At 46.2% G+C, this 17,923-nt stretch carries 14 protein-coding genes; 9 read left to right on the forward strand and 5 right to left on the reverse strand.

The annotated features are described in order from the left end of the window. The first annotated feature begins 119 nt into the window (after positions 1 to 119). From ABDW33_RS11840 to ABDW33_RS11855, 4 genes are all read left to right on the forward strand, one after another. Positions 120 to 680: an RNA polymerase sigma-70 factor gene (locus tag ABDW33_RS11840; RefSeq protein WP_343690274.1), complete on the forward strand. Its 561-nt coding sequence runs from the start codon at positions 120 to 122 to the stop codon at positions 678 to 680. A 138-nt stretch (positions 681 to 818) separates the two neighbouring features. Then, complete coding sequence (locus tag ABDW33_RS11845; protein ID WP_343690275.1) at positions 819 to 1,871, forward strand: FecR domain-containing protein; 1,053 nt, start codon at positions 819 to 821, stop codon at positions 1,869 to 1,871. A 302-nt stretch (positions 1,872 to 2,173) separates the two neighbouring features. Next, positions 2,174 to 5,587, forward strand: coding sequence for a TonB-dependent receptor (locus ABDW33_RS11850; protein ID WP_343690276.1), 3,414 nt, complete (start codon positions 2,174 to 2,176; stop codon positions 5,585 to 5,587). Between the two features lie 14 nt (positions 5,588 to 5,601). After that, entirely contained in the window at positions 5,602 to 7,071 is a 1,470-nt protein-coding gene (locus tag ABDW33_RS11855) for a RagB/SusD family nutrient uptake outer membrane protein (RefSeq protein WP_343690277.1), read from the forward strand. Between the two features lie 101 nt (positions 7,072 to 7,172). Here ABDW33_RS11855 and ABDW33_RS11860 read toward each other — a convergent pair whose 3' ends face one another. The 4 genes from ABDW33_RS11860 to ABDW33_RS11875 form a co-directional block, all read right to left on the reverse strand. Next, a complete protein-coding gene (locus ABDW33_RS11860) occupies positions 7,173 to 7,910 on the reverse strand; it encodes a copper homeostasis protein CutC (RefSeq protein WP_343690278.1) in 738 nt (245 codons plus the stop codon). A 112-nt stretch (positions 7,911 to 8,022) separates the two neighbouring features. Continuing rightward, positions 8,023 to 9,078 carry a N(4)-(beta-N-acetylglucosaminyl)-L-asparaginase gene (locus ABDW33_RS11865; protein WP_343690279.1) on the reverse strand — a complete coding sequence of 352 codons (1,056 nt, stop codon included), beginning with the start codon at positions 9,076 to 9,078 and terminating at the stop codon, positions 8,023 to 8,025. Between the two features lie 32 nt (positions 9,079 to 9,110). After that, positions 9,111 to 10,076: an ROK family protein gene (locus tag ABDW33_RS11870; protein ID WP_343690280.1), complete on the reverse strand. Its 966-nt coding sequence runs from the start codon at positions 10,074 to 10,076 to the stop codon at positions 9,111 to 9,113. Continuing rightward, positions 10,048 to 11,700, reverse strand: coding sequence for an MFS transporter (locus tag ABDW33_RS11875; protein WP_343690281.1), 1,653 nt, complete (start codon positions 11,698 to 11,700; stop codon positions 10,048 to 10,050). Before ABDW33_RS11875 ends, ABDW33_RS11870 begins: the two co-directional genes overlap by 29 nt. A 330-nt stretch (positions 11,701 to 12,030) precedes the next feature. Here ABDW33_RS11875 and ABDW33_RS11880 point away from each other — a divergent pair, with 330 nt between their 5' ends. The 3 genes from ABDW33_RS11880 to ABDW33_RS11890 all read left to right on the forward strand — a co-directional run bounded on the left by ABDW33_RS11880 (position 12,031) and on the right by ABDW33_RS11890 (position 14,323). Then, on the forward strand, positions 12,031 to 13,326 hold the full coding sequence (locus ABDW33_RS11880) for a sugar MFS transporter (protein WP_343690282.1): 1,296 nt from the start codon (positions 12,031 to 12,033) through the stop codon (positions 13,324 to 13,326). A gap of 92 nt (positions 13,327 to 13,418) precedes the next feature. Beyond that, positions 13,419 to 13,778, forward strand: coding sequence for a hypothetical protein (locus ABDW33_RS11885; RefSeq protein WP_343690283.1), 360 nt, complete (start codon positions 13,419 to 13,421; stop codon positions 13,776 to 13,778). Then, on the forward strand, positions 13,775 to 14,323 hold the full coding sequence (locus ABDW33_RS11890) for a hypothetical protein (RefSeq protein ID WP_343690284.1): 549 nt from the start codon (positions 13,775 to 13,777) through the stop codon (positions 14,321 to 14,323). Before ABDW33_RS11885 ends, ABDW33_RS11890 begins: the two co-directional genes overlap by 4 nt. Positions 14,324 to 14,429: 106 nt before the next feature. On the opposite strand, the gene ABDW33_RS11895 is transcribed toward ABDW33_RS11890, so the two are convergent. Continuing rightward, a complete protein-coding gene (locus ABDW33_RS11895; protein ID WP_343690285.1) occupies positions 14,430 to 15,824 on the reverse strand; it encodes a Gfo/Idh/MocA family oxidoreductase in 1,395 nt (464 codons plus the stop codon). A gap of 297 nt (positions 15,825 to 16,121) precedes the next feature. Here ABDW33_RS11895 and ABDW33_RS11900 point away from each other — a divergent pair, with 297 nt between their 5' ends. Together ABDW33_RS11900 and ABDW33_RS11905 are read left to right on the forward strand one after the other, a co-directional pair. Next, positions 16,122 to 16,559 (forward strand): discoidin domain-containing protein, encoded by a 438-nt coding sequence (locus ABDW33_RS11900; protein WP_343690286.1) that lies wholly within the window; start codon positions 16,122 to 16,124, stop codon positions 16,557 to 16,559. Between the two features lie 510 nt (positions 16,560 to 17,069). Continuing rightward, positions 17,070 to 17,897: a GNAT family N-acetyltransferase gene (locus tag ABDW33_RS11905; RefSeq protein ID WP_343690287.1), complete on the forward strand. Its 828-nt coding sequence runs from the start codon at positions 17,070 to 17,072 to the stop codon at positions 17,895 to 17,897. Positions 17,898 to 17,923: the final 26 nt, after the last annotated feature.

The following is a 17,923-nucleotide window of genomic DNA, read 5'->3' on the forward strand; positions in this document are numbered from 1 at the left end:
AGGGGAGCGGGATTTAAAATACGCAACTGCCAAATAAATAAGTGGGAGTTCTCATTCTTCTTATTTAATTTTAGCGTTCTTTGAACTTACACTACAACAAACTATGAGAGCTGGGAGCAATGATAGATGAGGCCACTATAAGAGTGTTAGCCGGGAGGGTCGCTACAGGTGATGAAGAGGCCTACCGGCAATTATTCAGGTTATTTTATAAGCCGCTTAGCAAGTTCGCGTTTACGATTGTAAAATCAATGGAGCAGGCGGAGGAAATTGCTTCAGACGTTTTTGTAAACGTCTGGAAGAACCGGGAGCGGCTTTTAGAGATTGCCAGCCTGAAAGTATACCTGTATGTTGCCGCGAAAAATCATTCACTCAATTACCTGAACAGGCAGAAGTTACCGCATTTCAGTCTTGATGAACTGGATGTGGAAATGAGTGCGCAGGACAGGAGCCCGGAGCAGCTCATGATCACCGGGGAAATGGCAAAAAAAATAAGCGAAGCGGTAAATAATCTCCCTCCGAGGTGTAAGATCATCTTTAAGCTGGTCCGTGAAGACGGGTTAAAATATAAAGAAGTAGCCCGGATATTAGATATTTCTGTCAATACGGTCGATGTGCAAATGGCCATTGCGGGCAAAAAGATCAGCGAATCCCTGAAATTATACCTGCCATTCCAGGGATAAACCCTACAATTCATTGTGTACAAAAGGCATTAAACCCCCTGCCAGCCAGCATCCAAAAAAAAGTAAAAAAAAATTACATTCCCTTTAGTGGATTCATGCACTTTCTGTGTCCTGATAATTGAAGCCTTTTTATTTTGTATGGATCAAAGCAGAATCTGGTTACTACTGGCAAGAAAAATTTCTGGTGAAGCCACCCTCGACGAGTTGCGGGAACTGGAAATATTACTGAAGAATGATCCCGCATTAAGTTATCACGCATCGCTGATGAAGGAAATAGCGCTGAAGACGCCCGATCCGCTCACAGATGTCGAAGAGGCGTTGAAAAAGCAGATGGCATTGATCCAGGCACCGGGTCCGGGTCTGCAGGCAAAACGTTCCAGGCGGGTGTACTTCCGCAGCATGGCGGTGGCCGCCAGTGTCCTGATTGCCGCTGTCGCTATTTGGGGAATCCGGACAAACCTGGGGCAGGGACGATTAAAACAGGGAGTACTTTCCAGTGAAGTGTCTACCAGACATGGTTCCCGCTCAAAAATTACACTGCCGGATGGTTCGACTGTATGGCTGAATGTAGGTAGTAAATTAAACTACGACTATGGAAAGTCAGAAAGCCGCGAAGTCGTACTGGAAGGAGAGGCTTTTTTTGATGTACAAAAAGACGAGAACAGGCCGTTTTTGATCCATACCCGCAAAATGGATATCACCGTACTGGGTACGACATTCAATGTAAAGGCGTACCGCGAGGACAAAACGGTTGAAACCTCCCTGATACAGGGGAAAGTAGAAGTGACAATCAAAGGGGACAGGCCCGAAAAAATAATATTGGTACCTAACCAGAAAATCGTTTTGCCGAACCAGGAAACGATCGCAAGCCCCCCGGCCAATGTAGCCGCAGCGGGCAAAGGACAGTATGTACTGAGCGAAGTACGTATCAATCCGCGCGACAGCCTCGTGGCTGAAACAGCCTGGAAAGAGAACTATCTCATCTTCAACAATGAACGGTTTGAAGATATAGCGATTAAAATGGAACGTTGGTTCGATGTAAATGTCGTATTCCAGGATTCCATCGTAAAGAATTACCGGTTTACCGGCACCTTTGCAAATGAAACAGTTGAACAGACATTGGATGCATTGCAGTTTTCATCGATGTTCCATTATCACATTGACAAAAAGCAGGTCATTATAAAACGATAGCAGAAGAAATTATCAACCAGTTTTGCTGATAACTATTGAACATAATATCTCATAATAACTAAACCGTCGTATGCATTTTTAATGTAAACACATACCTGTTTCTTATTACAACATAAAATAAAAAGGGGAAATGAGACGAACATTCCCCCTTCAACCAAGATCATTACAGTTACCGGCTGCTTCATTTGGCGATGAGGCTGGTCCTGTATTTTATTGACCTTTAACAATCTAAAAGTATGGAAAAAACCAGACTTCTGTCTTTTTTACCAAAACCGAAATCTCTCTTAAAAGTTTTTTTTGTCATGAAACTGGCCTTTACGGTGATATTGCTGACCTGCATGCAGGTGTCTGCGAATGTTTTTTCGCAGCAGCGTTTCACATTAAACCTGGAGGAAATTAAGCTGGCCAGGCTACTGAAGCTGATTGAAAAGGAAAGTGATTATAGGTTTGTGTACAGCAATGACCTGATTGCCGCTGATGAAAAGGTAACTGTCAATGTAAATAATAAGCCACTGGAGACGGTGCTGCAGCAGGCGCTGACCCATACCGGACTCACTTTCAAAGTGATGGCCGGTAACCTGGTAGGCATTGCTCCCGGGTCGCAGGTGATTACCGATAACCCGGTGAAAGGCCGTATCACAGATGCCTCCGGCGCACCACTGCCGGGTGTAAGTGTACGGATTGCTAAAACCGGGAAAGGAACTGTTACGAACGCCCGGGGGGAATTTGAGCTGGACGCACCTTCCACCGCTACCCTGGTCATTAGTTTTGTAGGGTATATGGACCAGGAATTACCCGTCAATGGCCGTTCTACTATAAATGTAACCATGGCGCTGGACACAAAGGGCCTGAATGAGGTGGTGGTCATTGCGTATGGTACTGCCAACCGGAAGACTTTTACCGGCTCCCTGGCCCAGGTGGAAGGGAAAGCCCTGGAAAACAGGCCGGTTACCAACGCATTCAGTGCACTCGAAGGTGCCGCGCCGGGTATACAGGTCAATGCAGGCTCCGGTCAGCCCGGCGATGGCCCCAGTATCCGCATTCGCGGTATCGGTTCTATCAATGCCAGCAGTGATCCGCTGTATGTGGTAGATGGTGTGCCTTATTCCGGTGATATTTCCAGTATCAATCCCAACGATATAGAAAGCATTTCCCTGCTGAAAGATGCAGCTTCCTCCGCCTTGTATGGCGCAAGAGCTGCCAATGGGGTAGTGATGATCACGACCAAAAAGGGTAAACAAAGAGGCAATCATATCAGCCTGAGAGGTATGCAAGGGGTGACCAGCCGCGGGTTGCCCGAATACGACCGTGTGAGTGCAAAAGAGTATTATCCACTGATGTGGGAAGCCTATCGCAATGCACTGCGTAAAGATTATTCCCTGGCGGATGCCAATGCCATCGCTTCAGGACAGGTTGCCGGCAAAGAAGGTATCTTTGAACAGCTGGCTTATAATCCATTTAATGTAGCCAATAATGAAATCGTAGGTACTGACGGAAAACTGAATCCGAATGCCAGTCTGCGTTATGCAGAAGACCTGGATTGGGAAAAAGCGCTCCAACGCACAGGTTCCCGCGGTGATTACAACGTTAATTTCAATGGTAACAGCGAGAAAAGTGATTATCTCATTTCCCTGGGTTATGTAAAGGAAAAAGGATTTGTGATGAAATCTGATTTTCAGCGTGTGACGGGTCGTATTAACCTGAATACACAACCACTTAAATGGTTCAGAACAGGTATCAATGCGAATGGTAGTTTTATTACGTCTAACCAGGCAAATACTGATGGTAGCGCTTCTTTCGTCAACCCATTCAACTTTGCCCGTTACCTGGGTCCTATTTACCCGATACATGCACACGATCCGGCTACAGGTGCATACCTGCTGGATGATAACGGAAACAAAATGTATGACCTGGGTAATATGACCGCATATGGCCTGAAAGCCCGCCCCAGCGGCGCAACTCCTGGTCGCCATGTGATTGCTGAAACAGAATACAACAACAACAATTTTAAACGAAATAACTTATCTGTAAGAACATTTGGCGAGGTGAGCTTCCTGCGTGATTTTAAATTCACTACCAACGTCAGCGTGGATATCACGAATACCCTGTTTGGTACTTATGACAACACGACTGTAGGCGATGGTGCTCCTGCAGGCAGAGCTTCCCGTGAAAACCAGATGAGAGTTGGCTTTACCGTGAATGAGCTGTTGAACTACGGACATTCATTTGGTAAACACAGGGTGGAGGCACTGGCAGGTCATGAAAATTATGATCTGACCAGAGACTATCTGTACGGTTCCCGGCAGAATATCATCCTGGACGCAGGCAATACTGAACTGATCAACTTTACGACGACCAACACCCTTTATTCCTACCAGATTAAATACCGCACAGAAGGTTATTTATCCAGGGTGAACTATAGTTTTGATGATAAGTATTACCTTTCTGGTTCATTCCGTCGGGATGGTACCAGCCGTTTTTCAGAAGACCTGCGCTGGGGTAACTTCTGGTCAATCGGAGGTGCCTGGAGAATGGATGGGGAGAACTTCATCAAAAATATTACCTGGATTGACCTGTTGAAAGTACGTGCTTCTTATGGTGTAGTAGGTAATGATATGTTGCTGGATGCGAATCAAAATGCCATTTACTATGCCTGGCAGGCCTTATACGACCCTTATTCAAATGCAAATGAACCAGGTATGCTGCAGAGCACAATTGGCAGTAAGCTGCAATGGGAACAGAATAAAACCTATGATATAGGAGTGGATTTCGGGATCTTCAAACAACGCATTACCGGTAGCGTGGAGTATTTTCATCGCCAGTCCAGCAATCTCCTGTTTAGTGTACCATTGCCATTGTCCAGCGGTGTAACCGAACAGTATGCCAACATCGGAACGATGTACAACCGTGGTTTTGAGGTGAACATTGGTGCAGAAGTAGTGAAAACCAGGGATTTCAAATGGAGAGTGGATGTAAACGCTACTACCTATAAAAACAAAGTAACCAAACTGCCGCGCAAGGAGATTATCACCGGTACCAAAAAGCTGACTGAAGGTCATGGTATGTATGACTACTGGCTGCGCGAATACAAAGGTGTGAATGAAGCCAACGGTGCTCCGTTGTACAGGGCAGCCACTTTCGGGGATACGACTACCTGGGTGACTAAAACAGGAGACACCGTCACTACAAATGTCAATAATGCCCGGTATCATTATGCAGGTTCTGCTATACCTGATGTATACGGTGGTATCACCAACACGTTTAATTATAAAAATTTCGAATTGTCATTCCTGGTAAGTTACCAGATAGGCGGTAAAGTATACGACGCCAACTATGCTGCGCTGATGCACCAGAGTACCTATGGAACTGCATTGCATAAAGATGCGCTGAAACGCTGGCAGAAAGCGGGAGACATAACAAATGTACCTAGAATGGATGCCAACGAAACAACTAACCTCGCAGGTTCAAATTCAGATCGTTGGTTGGAAAGCGCTTCCTTCCTGAACCTGAGAAGGGTATCACTGGGCTATACATTGCCTAAGCGGATTACTTCAGGTATGCACCTGGCTGCTGTCAATGTATTTGCAAGCGGCGAGAACCTGGCGCTCTTTTCCGCGCGTAAGGGTATGAACATCACACAGTCGTTTACCGGTGTGACTTCTAACGGCTATGTGCCTTCCCGTGTTGTGACTTTGGGTATAAACGTTTCACTCTAAAACAGGATTGACTAATGAAGAACTTACTATACATACTTTCAATTGCCGCTATATTTGTTTTCTCCGCGTGCAAGAAGGATTACCTGGATACAATGCCTACAGACAGTTATGCTTCTGACCAGGTATTTACAACCGTGCCGAACGCCTGGAATGCCATCAATGGTATTCACCGCTCATTGTACAAACAGTATGATAACCAGGACCAGGGCGGCCAGGGTAGTTTAATGATCATCAACGATTTTATGGGTGATGATGTGGTGATGACCGCAACAGGTAATGGCTGGTACAATACTGCCTATAAGTGGACCATGCATCGTAATGCTACTGCCAGCCTGCTAAAATATAGCTACGTCTTTTACTACAAGATCATTTCAAATGCGAACATGATCATCAATAATATTGATGGTGCTACCGGTTCTGAAAGTGACAGGAAAAATATCAAAGGGCAGGCTTACGCTTACAGGGCATGGGCCTTGTGGAATCTTGTACAGTATTTTGGTAAGCGCTATGAAGCTGGTAGTGCGAATACACAGCCAGGCGTTCCTGTGCTGACAACGAACATCACAGAAGGTCAGCCCAGAATGACGGTGGAGGAAGTATACACACAGATGAATAAAGACGCCGATTCAGCCATTGCGGATCTTGCAGTTGCTTCTGCGGCGCATAACAAGTCACACATCAACCTGGCTACTGCAAAGGGGATCAAGGCCCGCATAGCACTGACTCAACAGAACTGGGCGGTAGCAGCGAAGTATGCCGCTGAGGCAAAAGCGGGTTATACGCTGATGTCCAACGCGACTTACCAGGCTGGTTTCAACGATTATACCAATGCAGAATGGATGTGGGGAAGTCACCAGATCTCTGAACAGACCAGTTACTTCTATTCATTTTTTGCTTTCATGTCGAGCAATTACAATTCTACAAATATCCGCACCAATCCCAAAGCGATCAACAGTAAACTGTATAACCAGATCAGCACGACGGACGTGCGTAGAAAAATGTGGAGTGTGGATGGTAGTGGTGTAACGGTGCCTTCCGGTGGTTTACTCAAACCATATATGAATAAGAAATTCCTGGCAGCCAGCTCCAGCAGCAGCATCGGGGACGTACCGCTCATGCGCGCTGCAGAAATGTACCTGATAGAGGCGGAAGCTGATGTAAGAATGGGACAGTCTGCAGCAGCGGCAGATGTATTGTATACGCTGGCAGTTAACAGGGATCCTTCTTATGTAAAAAGTACGAAAACAGGGGATGACCTGCTGCAGGAAATTCTGTTTCAGCGCCGGATCGAATTGTGGGGAGAAGGGTTCAGGTTCTTTGATCTGAAACGTCTGAATATGGCACTGGATAGGACCGGGGCGAACCATAGCAGCACACTCGCAGGTGGAGTATTGACCATGCCCGCAGGTGATAAGCAGTGGCAGTTCCTGATACCACAGGATGAGTTGAATGCCAACAAGGCGGTTGAACAAAATGAACTGTAGTAAGACCTGCTCAATACAATAAAAAAAGCGCTTTTGCCATGGCAAAAGCGCTTTTTTTATTCTGGAAAATGGATTTGATGAATGCCCTTTTCCCGGATGTTTTATTTAGCTAATGCTAATATTTTCATCACTTCTTCCACCTGTGTCTGGGAAATGCCATATTCCGGTACGCCGGGTATGCCACCCATACTTACATTGGGATTCCTGTATATCATTTTACTCTCATTATATCCTTTGGCAGTGGTGTGAAACTCGGTTGCACCGGTTTCCCTGATCAGTGTAGCGATATTATTTGCCCGCACGCCGGAGCCCACCATGATAGCGATGCGGCCTGCTGACTTTTCCACCAGTGTTTTCAGGAGGTCGGTGCCTTCAATGGCCGTATTGCGTTGTCCGGAAGTAAGTATACGCTCACAACCGGTGCTGATCACGTCTTCGAGTGCCTGCAAAGGATCGTCCGTCATATCAAATGCCCGGTGAAAGGTGACGCCCAGGGGCCATGCCAGTTCTACGAGTGCTTTGGTACGGGGTACATCTACTTTGCCCTCGGCTGTGAGCAGACCGATCACCACGCCATTGCAACCCAGTTCCTTACAGAGCTGGATGTCTTTCTGCATGGTCGCATATTCCAGTTCATCGTACAGGAAGTCGCCACCACGGGGACGGATAATGGGATACAGGTCAATATTCACCTTTTCACGTGCCAGTGCGATGGTTGCATAGCTGGGGGTAGTACCGCCTTCCAGCAGGTTGTCACACAATTCTATACGTTTAGCACCACCTTCCTGCGCAGCGATACAGGATGCTACCGAAGCTGCACATATTTCAAGTGTAATCATGTCTTATTAAATAGAGAATGCCCTATGTTGGCTGTATACATCATTCACCCGGATTGAATCGGGTTGAATTTTAAAGCAGTGGCAATTCCCGTTGTTTAAATGAGCTGTTCACTTATTTATAGTAGCTCTTGCCGTCAATCAGCACGTTATTTTCCTTTTCAGAAAGTACAGCATAACTGAATCCTTTCTGCAGGCAGTAAGCGCCATATTCTCCTTTTTTGTTCACTGCGAGGAAGCCTACCTGCAGGCCTTTTGATCTTTCGGGCCCTTTTTTTACAATGCGTTCCACGGCTTCTTTACAGGCTTTTTCGGGAGAGTAACCCTGGCGCATCAGTTCAACTACCAGGTGGCTGCCTACGATGCGGATCACTTCTTCGCCCACACCGGTAGAAGTAGCGGCGCCGACCTCGTTGTCTACATACAAACCTGCACCGATGATAGGGGAGTCACCCACCCGGCCATGCAGTTTGTACGCCATACCACTGGTGGTACATGCACCTGACAGGTCACCGTTTGCATCGATCGCCACCATACCGATTGTATCATGGTTATACTGGTTGCCAGGCAGCATGAGCGGACTAAAAGTAGTTGGGTTGGTCCCTTGTCCGTATGAAGAGTTTTCGATGTTCATGAGGGGTTTATACTCGGATTTTTTCAGCCACTCTTTCCAGGCCTTTTCAGACTCGGGTGTGAGCAGGTTTTCCTTTTTGAAACCCTGAGACAGTGCAAATTGGAGGGCACCATCACCTACGAGCATCACGTGCGGTGTTTTTTCCATTACCAGCCTTGCTACGGAGATAGCATGCGTAATGTGCTCCAGGGAGGCCACGGAACCACAGTTACCTTTTTCGTCCATGATGCAGGCATCGAGGGTCACACGGCCATCGCGGTCAGGATAACCGCTGAAGCCTACGGTATGGTTGTTCGGATCTGCTTCAGGTACTTTCACACCGGCTTCTACGGCATCCAATGCGCGACCGCCTTTTTTCAAAATCTCCCATGCGGCCAGGTTGGCAGCACGGCCGAAATCCCATGTAGATAGTACGATGGGCTTAGTGCTCCTGTCTTTTTTTACAAACGGTGCCGCGTGTGCGCTCTTTACCCCGTCTAAAGACAAAGCAGCGGCACCGAGGGCCGCTGCTTTTAAAAAATGTCTGCGATCTTGCATGATGTTTAAATTACAAGTGCTTTATGTTGGTATTAATCTTTCATCTCCCATGCCAGTGCGCTCGCACCTAATATAGCAGCATCGCTTTCTTTCAGTTCGGAGAATACCAGCTTTACCTTATTCTGGAAGATAGGCAGCAGGTTCTTTTCCATATGCTCACGAACTGGTTTCATCAACAGGTCACCGGCTTTGGTAAGACCACCGAACAGTACGATGGCTTCAGGGCTGGAGAACATCACGAAGTTCGCTAATGCCTCACCCAGTACTTTACCAGTGAATTCATATACTTCCATGGCCAGGGGATCTCCCTTCATGGCAGCTTCATAAATTACTTTTGAATTTACTTCTTCTTTTTTGAATTCACGCAGCATACTTTTTGTCTCCGGGCGGGTTTCCAGGAATTCCAGGGCCGTGTTGGTCACACCTGTAGCGGAAGCATATGCTTCCAGTGAGCCATGTGCCTTGGTACCGGGGTGGAAACGGCCACCAGGGATCACGATGCAGTGACCCAGTTCGCCGGCAAAACCGTCGTGACCATAGATCAGCTGACCATTTGCAACGATACCGCTACCAACACCTGTACCCAGGGTAATAACGATAAAGTCTCTCATGCTTCTGGCAGCACCATACATAAATTCACCCAGGGCAGCAGCATTTGCATCATTTGTTAAAACAGCAGGGACACCAAATTTAGCTTCCAGCAATTTAGACATCTGAACGACACCCTTCCAGCGAAGGTTTGGTGCGTATTCAATATTTCCTGTATAAAAGTTTCCGTTAGGGGCTCCTACGCCAATTCCTCTGATGTTTTGGATACCACCAACCTGTTCGATGAGTACGGACAGGTGTCCGTGCAATTCGTCCAGGAATGCATCTACATGTTCGTGTTGGTTCGTTAGCATACGACCATCACACAGAATATTACCTCTGCGATCTACTATGCCAAACTTTGTATTGGTTCCACCAATATCAATGCCCACCGCTAATTGCTGACTCATAATCGATTCCCTGTGATTTTAAAATAGTTTTAACTCTGAATGCAAAGAATGCCAGATATGCAAAGCATATTACTGGGATTATATAAGAATAATGCGTTCCAATATTCGGATCGTCTCCCAGACCACCCTGTACCGGAGGTACGAGGGAACCGCCCAGGATCATCAGGATCAGGAAGGAAGATCCCTGTGCTGTATACTTGCCCAGGCCAGCGATGGAAAGAGCGAAGATACAAGGCCACATCACGGAGCAGAATAAACCGCCACTGATGAAACTGAAGAGAGAAACATAACCGGTGGTCATCAGGCCAATCACATTGGCTGCGATACCGAGTATGGCAAAGATCATGAGTGTCTGGGCAGGTTTGTCCTGACCAGCGAAGAAACCTATGATCTGTATCACCAGGATACCTGCATATGGGTACAATACGCTTACATCTGTACCCTTTGCATAGTTAGCTGCCAGTACGAGTCCATAGGCGAAAAACGGCACGATTACGCAAAGGATTTTACGCATTCTTTCCGATACATTGAATACAGAGATGGCACCTGTCCAGCGACCGATCATCATACTACCCCAGAACAGGGAAACATAAGGATCGATTTCAGCGGTGGTCAGACCGTTTTCAGTGAGGAAGCCTTTGGTTTCGAGCAGGCCACCCATATTGCTGGCGATGGTTACTTCCACCCCAACATATACGAAGATGGCGATCATGCCCAGTACCAGCTGTGGGTATTTCATAGCACCCCAGCCGTCGCCGCCTTTCTGCAGGGTAAGGTTAGCACCTTTCTGCGAAACTACTTTTGCGTAGAACAGCACCGCGAGGATACCTACGATACCGATCACGAAGAAAGGCAGTTTATTTTCCTGGCCCAGTCCGATCATGATGAGCACGAACAACGCTGTGATAGCAGCCAGTGTCTTACTGGCTTTGGGCGATTGTTCAAATGGCTCGTCCGACGTTTCTTTCGGCATTTTCGAGAACCAGAAGATAGCAGCAGCTACGAGGAACAGTACGATCAGCAGGATGTAAAGTGTGTTGATCTTACTGATGTCAGTATCTGCGGAAGCTGCGCCCTTGGCACTACCAAAGAGCAGGATACTCACGATAAGTGGGCCGATGGTGGTACCAAGCGAGTTGATACCTCCCGCCAGGTTCAGACGGTGAGCGCCTTTTGCAGGATCTCCCAGGAGGAAGGCAAAAGGATTGGCAGCGGTCTGCTGAAGGGAAAAACCCAGGGCAACGATAAAGAATGCGCCCAGAATGAGATAAAAGGCATAGGTTTCATTTGCCATGCCGCTACCCAGATTGACTGCAGCGATGAGCGCCACAGCGCCTACGACAGAGATAAGCAGGCCGTAGATAATACCTTTCTGATAACCGATCTTGTTGAGAATATCAACGCCTCTGAGAGCTGACAGGAAGTACAGCAGCAGGGAGCCGATAAAGTAAGCACCATAGAATGAGAAATCAATCAGCTGTGATTCCAGCTGATTCAAGTGGAAATGTGCCTTACAGAAGGGGATGAATATGCTGTTGGAAGCAGCAACGAAACCCCAGAAGAAAAATACAAGTATCAGTACAAAGAAAGATGGATGTGTACTTTGCTTTGTTTGTTGAACCATAAACGTGTTAAATTACTGTAATTTTTGCAGCGATAAATGTATAAATTATTTTTTGAGAATTCCTAAATATTTAAGAAAAATATCCCTATTTTTCTGATGCAAAAACGTTTTAGCTAATATGGTATAAAATATCTATCTAATTCCTTCGATAGTTAACAAAACGCGAAAGAAGGAATGATTTAACATACTTTTTAATCCTTTTAGCGTGGAAATTTAGCATCTGTCTATTAACAACGCCCAAACTATCGTTGTTCATTAGGAAATGCTGAAATTGTTAAGTATGTTCGCAAATATCAATCAAAGTGTTTAAATAATATATAAAACAGCAGTATGGGGAACTCCGCTACATCTATTAAAGAGCCTTTACCTATGCAACCACAACAGCCAACCAGCTATGGCAAAGCGATGGGCATTATCGGCACTTTATTTTTCATTTTTGGATTTGTGACCTGGTTGAACAGCGTGCTGATCCCTTTTTTGAAGCAGGCCTGTGAAATATCAGACTTCGAGGTGTTCTTCGTCACCTTTGCTTTTTACATCTCTTACCTCGTGATGGCGATACCTTCTTCTGCCATCCTGAAAAAAATTGGTTTTACGAAAGGGATGTCCCTCGGATTACTCATCATGGCCGTAGGTTCCCTGATCTTTATTCCTGCTGCCTACACCCGTAGTTTCCCCTTGTTCCTGCTGGGATTATTTGCACAGGGCACCGGGCTGACATTGCTGCAGGCAGCTTCTAACCCGTATGTGACGATCCTGGGGCCGATTGAAAAAGCGGCACAGCGTATCAGTATCATGGGCATTTGTAACAAGGTAGCCGGTATGATTGGCATTTTCGTACTCGTGCAGTTGTTATTCAGTGATGCCGCTCAGTTATCTGCCAGGATCGAAACCCTGACCGGTGCAGCCAAAGAAGCGGAATTACAGGCACTGGCACAGCGCGTCGTGGTGCCTTACCTGGTCATGACCGTAGTGTTGTTGGCGCTTGCCTTCATGGTGAGAAAATCTGATCTGCCTGAAATTAATACGGAAGAAGAGGGTACTGTTGTGGAAGAAGCGGGTGCTAAGAAAGGGATCCCTCCTCATTTGCTGCTGGGTGTAGTCTGCATCTTTGCTTATGTGGGTGTGGAAGTGCTGGCGATCGATTCCCTGGCGCTGTATGGTGAATACAATGGCCTGGAGAAGATGGTGGCGACCAACCTGGGTATTTATAGCCTGATTGCCCTGACAGTGGGATACCTGTCTGGTATCGTACTGATTCCGAAAGTGATCTCCCAGAAAACAGGCCTGATCATTTGTGCCTCACTGGCGCTGATCCTCTCTGTAGCTGCGCTGGCAACTACTGGCTGGACTTCTATCATCTGCGTTATCCTGCTCAGCTTATCACATGCGTTAATGTGGCCTGGTATCTGGCCGCTGGCAATGAATAAGGCGGGTAAGTATACAAAGATCGGTGCTGCTTTTATGGTGATGGCGATTTGTGGCGGTGCGATCCTGCCGCTGATCTATGGTGCTATTGCGAAAGGCTCTGACAGGCATATTGCTTATGTAGTGATGCTGCCATGTTACCTGTATATCCTGTATTACGGCCTGAGTGGTCATAAAGTAGGATTGAAGAAGGCTTAAATAAGATACTTAATATTTTGTGAAAACCGTCCCTCATTGGGGCGGTTTTTCTATTTTTACAGGGTTCGATTCCTTCACCCAAATCCCGGTTTATGAGATTACCTGTTTGCTGTTGCTGTCTGATCCTGCTTGTTGTTGCCTGTAATAAAGAGCAGGATACACCTGCTACTGATACGAATACCTCATTGCCTACATCGGTTTATTTCTATGCTTCTTCTGATACGACTGCCGGCTATGTAGCACACGACACGATTACTTACAACAGCCTACATAAAATAGCGGGTGTAACAAGACATTTTACAGCCTCACCTGCGGATTCTATTGAATATAGTTTTATGTACTATAATGAGCATTGTGTGTCTGATTTTATGGCAATAGCACGTACTGCAAAGCAACCCTGGTTCAGGATCTACAGGTTTAATATACTTATGACTGGCGGCTGGATAAAATGATCTACTATAATGAGGCCAATGAAGCAACTTTTAATCTCACATATGATAGTAGCGGGTATTTGCATGCGTATACGTCTTCTTTTACACGTACAAATGGCGACAGTATTCCGGCGGGAATGCCGTATGCAAGGGGTGTGTATTACCGGAGTACTAAAGGCGGACTGGATTCTATTGTAACCGGAGTGTATGCAGGCGATAAAAAGGGAGATGATGCACTGTTTAACACATTGGCATTTAAACTGAATACCCATGAGGCTTTGGCGGCCGATGCCATTGATCAGTCCTATCTGTTATGCCTGTCTTCTTATCCGGATTTTTACCTGATGAGTGCTGATTTCAATTACTTTTTACAGCAGTTTTTTAATGGGAATAAGTTGTCAGTTTTCAGGAGCGGAACTTACCAGGGGAAAGAGGGTGCAAATCGCCAGATCGATTTTACAGCGATATTGAATGAAAACAGCCGTGTGAAATGGATTATGAATCCCGGCATGATCAACAAGACGGGTTGGGTGATGGCGAAGCTTGTATATGGAAAAGTAAGGTAATTTTTATACTGATTGCCAGGGTGGAGATATCGAGGCAGATAAACTTGCATATAGAAGCGTCGTAAGCTATAAAAAAAGCGGGTGTTCTTATGAACACCCGCTTTTTTTAATATTGGTCATCAAGTGCAAAGACCGGTTTCCGGTCAATCCATTTGCCTCTTGTGAAATCTGGTATATACTGCACGCTGCCGCCTTCTGCTACAGAAGCTTCGCTTAGTGGCGTGATGGCGTACATCGTGGCCAGGTCATACACATCCTGTGCATATGGCGCCCCTCTTTTGATACTTTCTACAAAGCTGTTGATCACGTACCAGTCCATGCCTCCATGTCCTGCACCGGCAGAGCTTTTGGTGTAGCGTTTCCAGAGCGGGTGATCGTATTTGCCCATGTAGCTGCCAGCATCTTCAGGTGTGCCGGCTTTTTCCCATTCATCGTAGGGACTTTTACCTTCTACATATACGCTGGCTTTGTCGTCCATCCAGAGGCCGTTGGTACCCTGTACCCGGAAGTTGAGCGAGTAGGGGCGGGGAGAATTGGTATCATGGCTTAGCATGATGGTTTCCCCGTTGCTGGTGCGGATCAGGGTAGTGACGATGTCGCCGAGGTTGAATTGTACTTTGGCGTTAGGGTGGCTTTCACTGCTGTTATCAACAATATATTTATGCAGGCCACGCGATTTGGTGGCTACTGATGTTAAGGAAATGAGGCGGTTGCCACGGTTGATATTGATCATGTTGGCTACCGGCCATAGACCGTGGGTAGGGTAGAGGTCGCCATTCCGGTGTACGCTGTGATTGGTACGCCAGTGGGCTTCGGAGAGTCCTTTCTCGCCAAACTCCACGCCGCCGCCATAAATTTGTTTGCCATCGTTGAACTTCACTTTGCGGAGGTCGTGCTGGTAGCCTCCCTGCAGGTGAATGAGTTCTCCGAACAGGCCTTGTCTCACCATGTTGAGCACAGCCATGATGTCGCGACGATAGCTTACATTTTCCATAGCAAAGACAGGAACGCCTGTTTCTTCGCTCACGTTTACAAGTTGCCAGCATTCTGCTACATCGGTAGCGCCGCATACTTCCACGGCAGGAGTTTTGCCTGCTTTCATGGCGGCTACAGCCTGTGGTGTATGCCATTCCCAGGGAGTGGCGATAATGACAGCATCGATGTCGTCTCTCTTCAGTAGATTGTGGAAATCTTCGGGTCCGTTTGTGTATTCTGCTACTTTCCTTTTGCTGCCGTAAATTTTATCAATGAGTTTTCTTGCGCCGGGTATTGCCCAGTTGGTGTCAGGGTCGGCAATGGCGACTACCTCTACGTCTGCACGGTTCAGGCAGAGTTCAAGGTGGCCTTGTCCCCTGGCGCCGACGCCGATCAGTCCCATTCTTACTTTTTCTTTTTTTACGTTAGCGAAAAGTCTGGAAGGAGTATCCAGCAAAGTGAGGCCGACTCCGGCGGCCATTGTGTTTTTGAGAAATGTTCTCCGGTGTAAGTGCTGCTTTTTCATGTTTCATTTTGGTTTTGCTCTTGGCGATAACATGATTGAATGGTGTATTGTATTGTGTAGCTGGTCGTTAAATGTAATGTAAATGATTTTGAAATGCAATTTTTTCATTCATGGCAGGGGTAGCGGATTGCCAGTATTTTAACTATGACTTCCTTTATTTTCTCTACCAGTAGCCGTCATCGTCTTCCCGATGGTATTACTTGCGGAGACCATGATATAAAACAATGAAAAGATTATTGATTACAGTCTTGCTGTTAACCTGTCTGGCTGCAACAAAAGCTCAGGACATTGCCTCTTATGGTGCCCACAAAAGCGCAGCTGGAGTGGCAGGACCTCGAGAACTACTTATTTATTCATTTCGGCCCCAATACGTTTACGGATAAGAAATGGGAGGATGGAAAGGAAGATCCGAAAGTTTTTAATCCTATGCAATTTGATACCCGTCAATGGGCGCGCACGGCGAAGAGAGCCCAGCTGCACTTCAGGAAGGCGATGACTTTCAACAGGTTATTGTTGCAGGAGTACATTGCACCGGGGCAGCGTGTACAGCGCTTCAGGGTAGAAGTGCCGGATCACGGTCAATATAAAGAGATAGCGAACGAAACGACCATTGGCCATAAGCGTATATTATTATTACCGGCTACGAAGACAAGAGAGGTCCGGATCACGATTACCGGTGCCAAAGCCTGCCCGGTGTTGAGTGAGGTACAACTGTTCAATGCACCGAAAGGCTGATTTATTCCTACACCTACAAACAATTTTCATTAACACAACTACAAAAACGGGGAGCTCTGTTCAGGGCTCCTTTTTTATAACATATTGTAGATCAGGTAAAATATAAATTCGAAAAAAATATTTCCTGTAAATCTCTGTTTGGCTCGGCTTTTGTTAATTTTGCACTGGAAATTTAACAGTAAACCTGAAAATTTTTTGACCACATTGAATAAATAATATTATAACTTTGCGGTTGATTAATTAAAGACAGTTTTTAACAATTTAATGCTGAACTGAAGTTGGAAAACTTTGCGGCCCATACTCTTTCTCCTTATCACCCTTCCCTGATGGAAGGTGAATACTCCATTGGGTTCAATGTCTTTAGATACCTTTCCCGACGACCTCGTATTTGATAGTGCCGCCTAGCCAGCCCGCTATCGCAACCTTAATGCCTCCTCACAAATCCATTAAGGTATTTTCCCCCATTCAGAATGGGTTGTAGATTCAATTTATTTATTGTAACGTTTTCAATTGACAAGATTGGAAAATCCGAATATCATCGTACGGGTTGCCACCGTTGACGATCAGCATTATGGTAAGACCATAACCGACGAGATGGAATCATCTGCCAAGGCCAGAGGAACAGGTATAGCCAAGCGTTCTCCGGAATATGTACAGCATAAAATGGAAGAAGGTAAAGCTGTGATCGCAGTTACTGACAAAGGTGAATGGGTAGGTTTCTGTTATATAGAAGCCTGGGGACATGAGAAGTTTGTAGCCAATTCAGGTCTTATTGTAAACCCCGCATTCCGTGGACATGGTGTGGCGAAAGCCATTAAGCATAAAGTATTTGAACTCTCAAGAGAGAAATATCCTGATGCCAAGATCTTTGGTCTCACGACAGGTCTCGCTGTGATGAAGATCAATTCCGAACTGGGCTATGAGCCGGTTACCTATTCCGAACTGACAGATGATGAAGAGTTCTGGAAAGGTTGCCGTAGTTGTGTTAACTTTGATGTACTCACGAGCAAGAATCGTAAGAACTGCCTGTGTACGGCTATGCTTTACGATCCTGTAGAGAAGGCAAAAGAAGCCGCAGAGAAAGAGGAAGCAGCGAAGCGTGCAGCAGAACATTACAATGTGATCATGCAACCGAAAGTGATGGTGGCCGCAAATGGTACTATCCAGCAACCACAGCGGAAGCGTAAGTTCTCTGACAACTTCAAGCTGTTTGAACGTTGGTTACGTTTCAAAAGATATGTGTTGCTCAAGAGCGGTAAAGAGAAAGAAGGTGGAAGCGGTGGCGGTGGTGCTACAGCAGCGAGCAAGAAGCGGTTCTTCCTGTTTAATTTTTTATAGATAGACAATATTATTATCAACAATCA

It is taken from the genome of Chitinophaga sp., assembly GCF_039596155.1.
Classification (GTDB): Bacteria; Bacteroidota; Bacteroidia; order Chitinophagales; family Chitinophagaceae; genus Chitinophaga.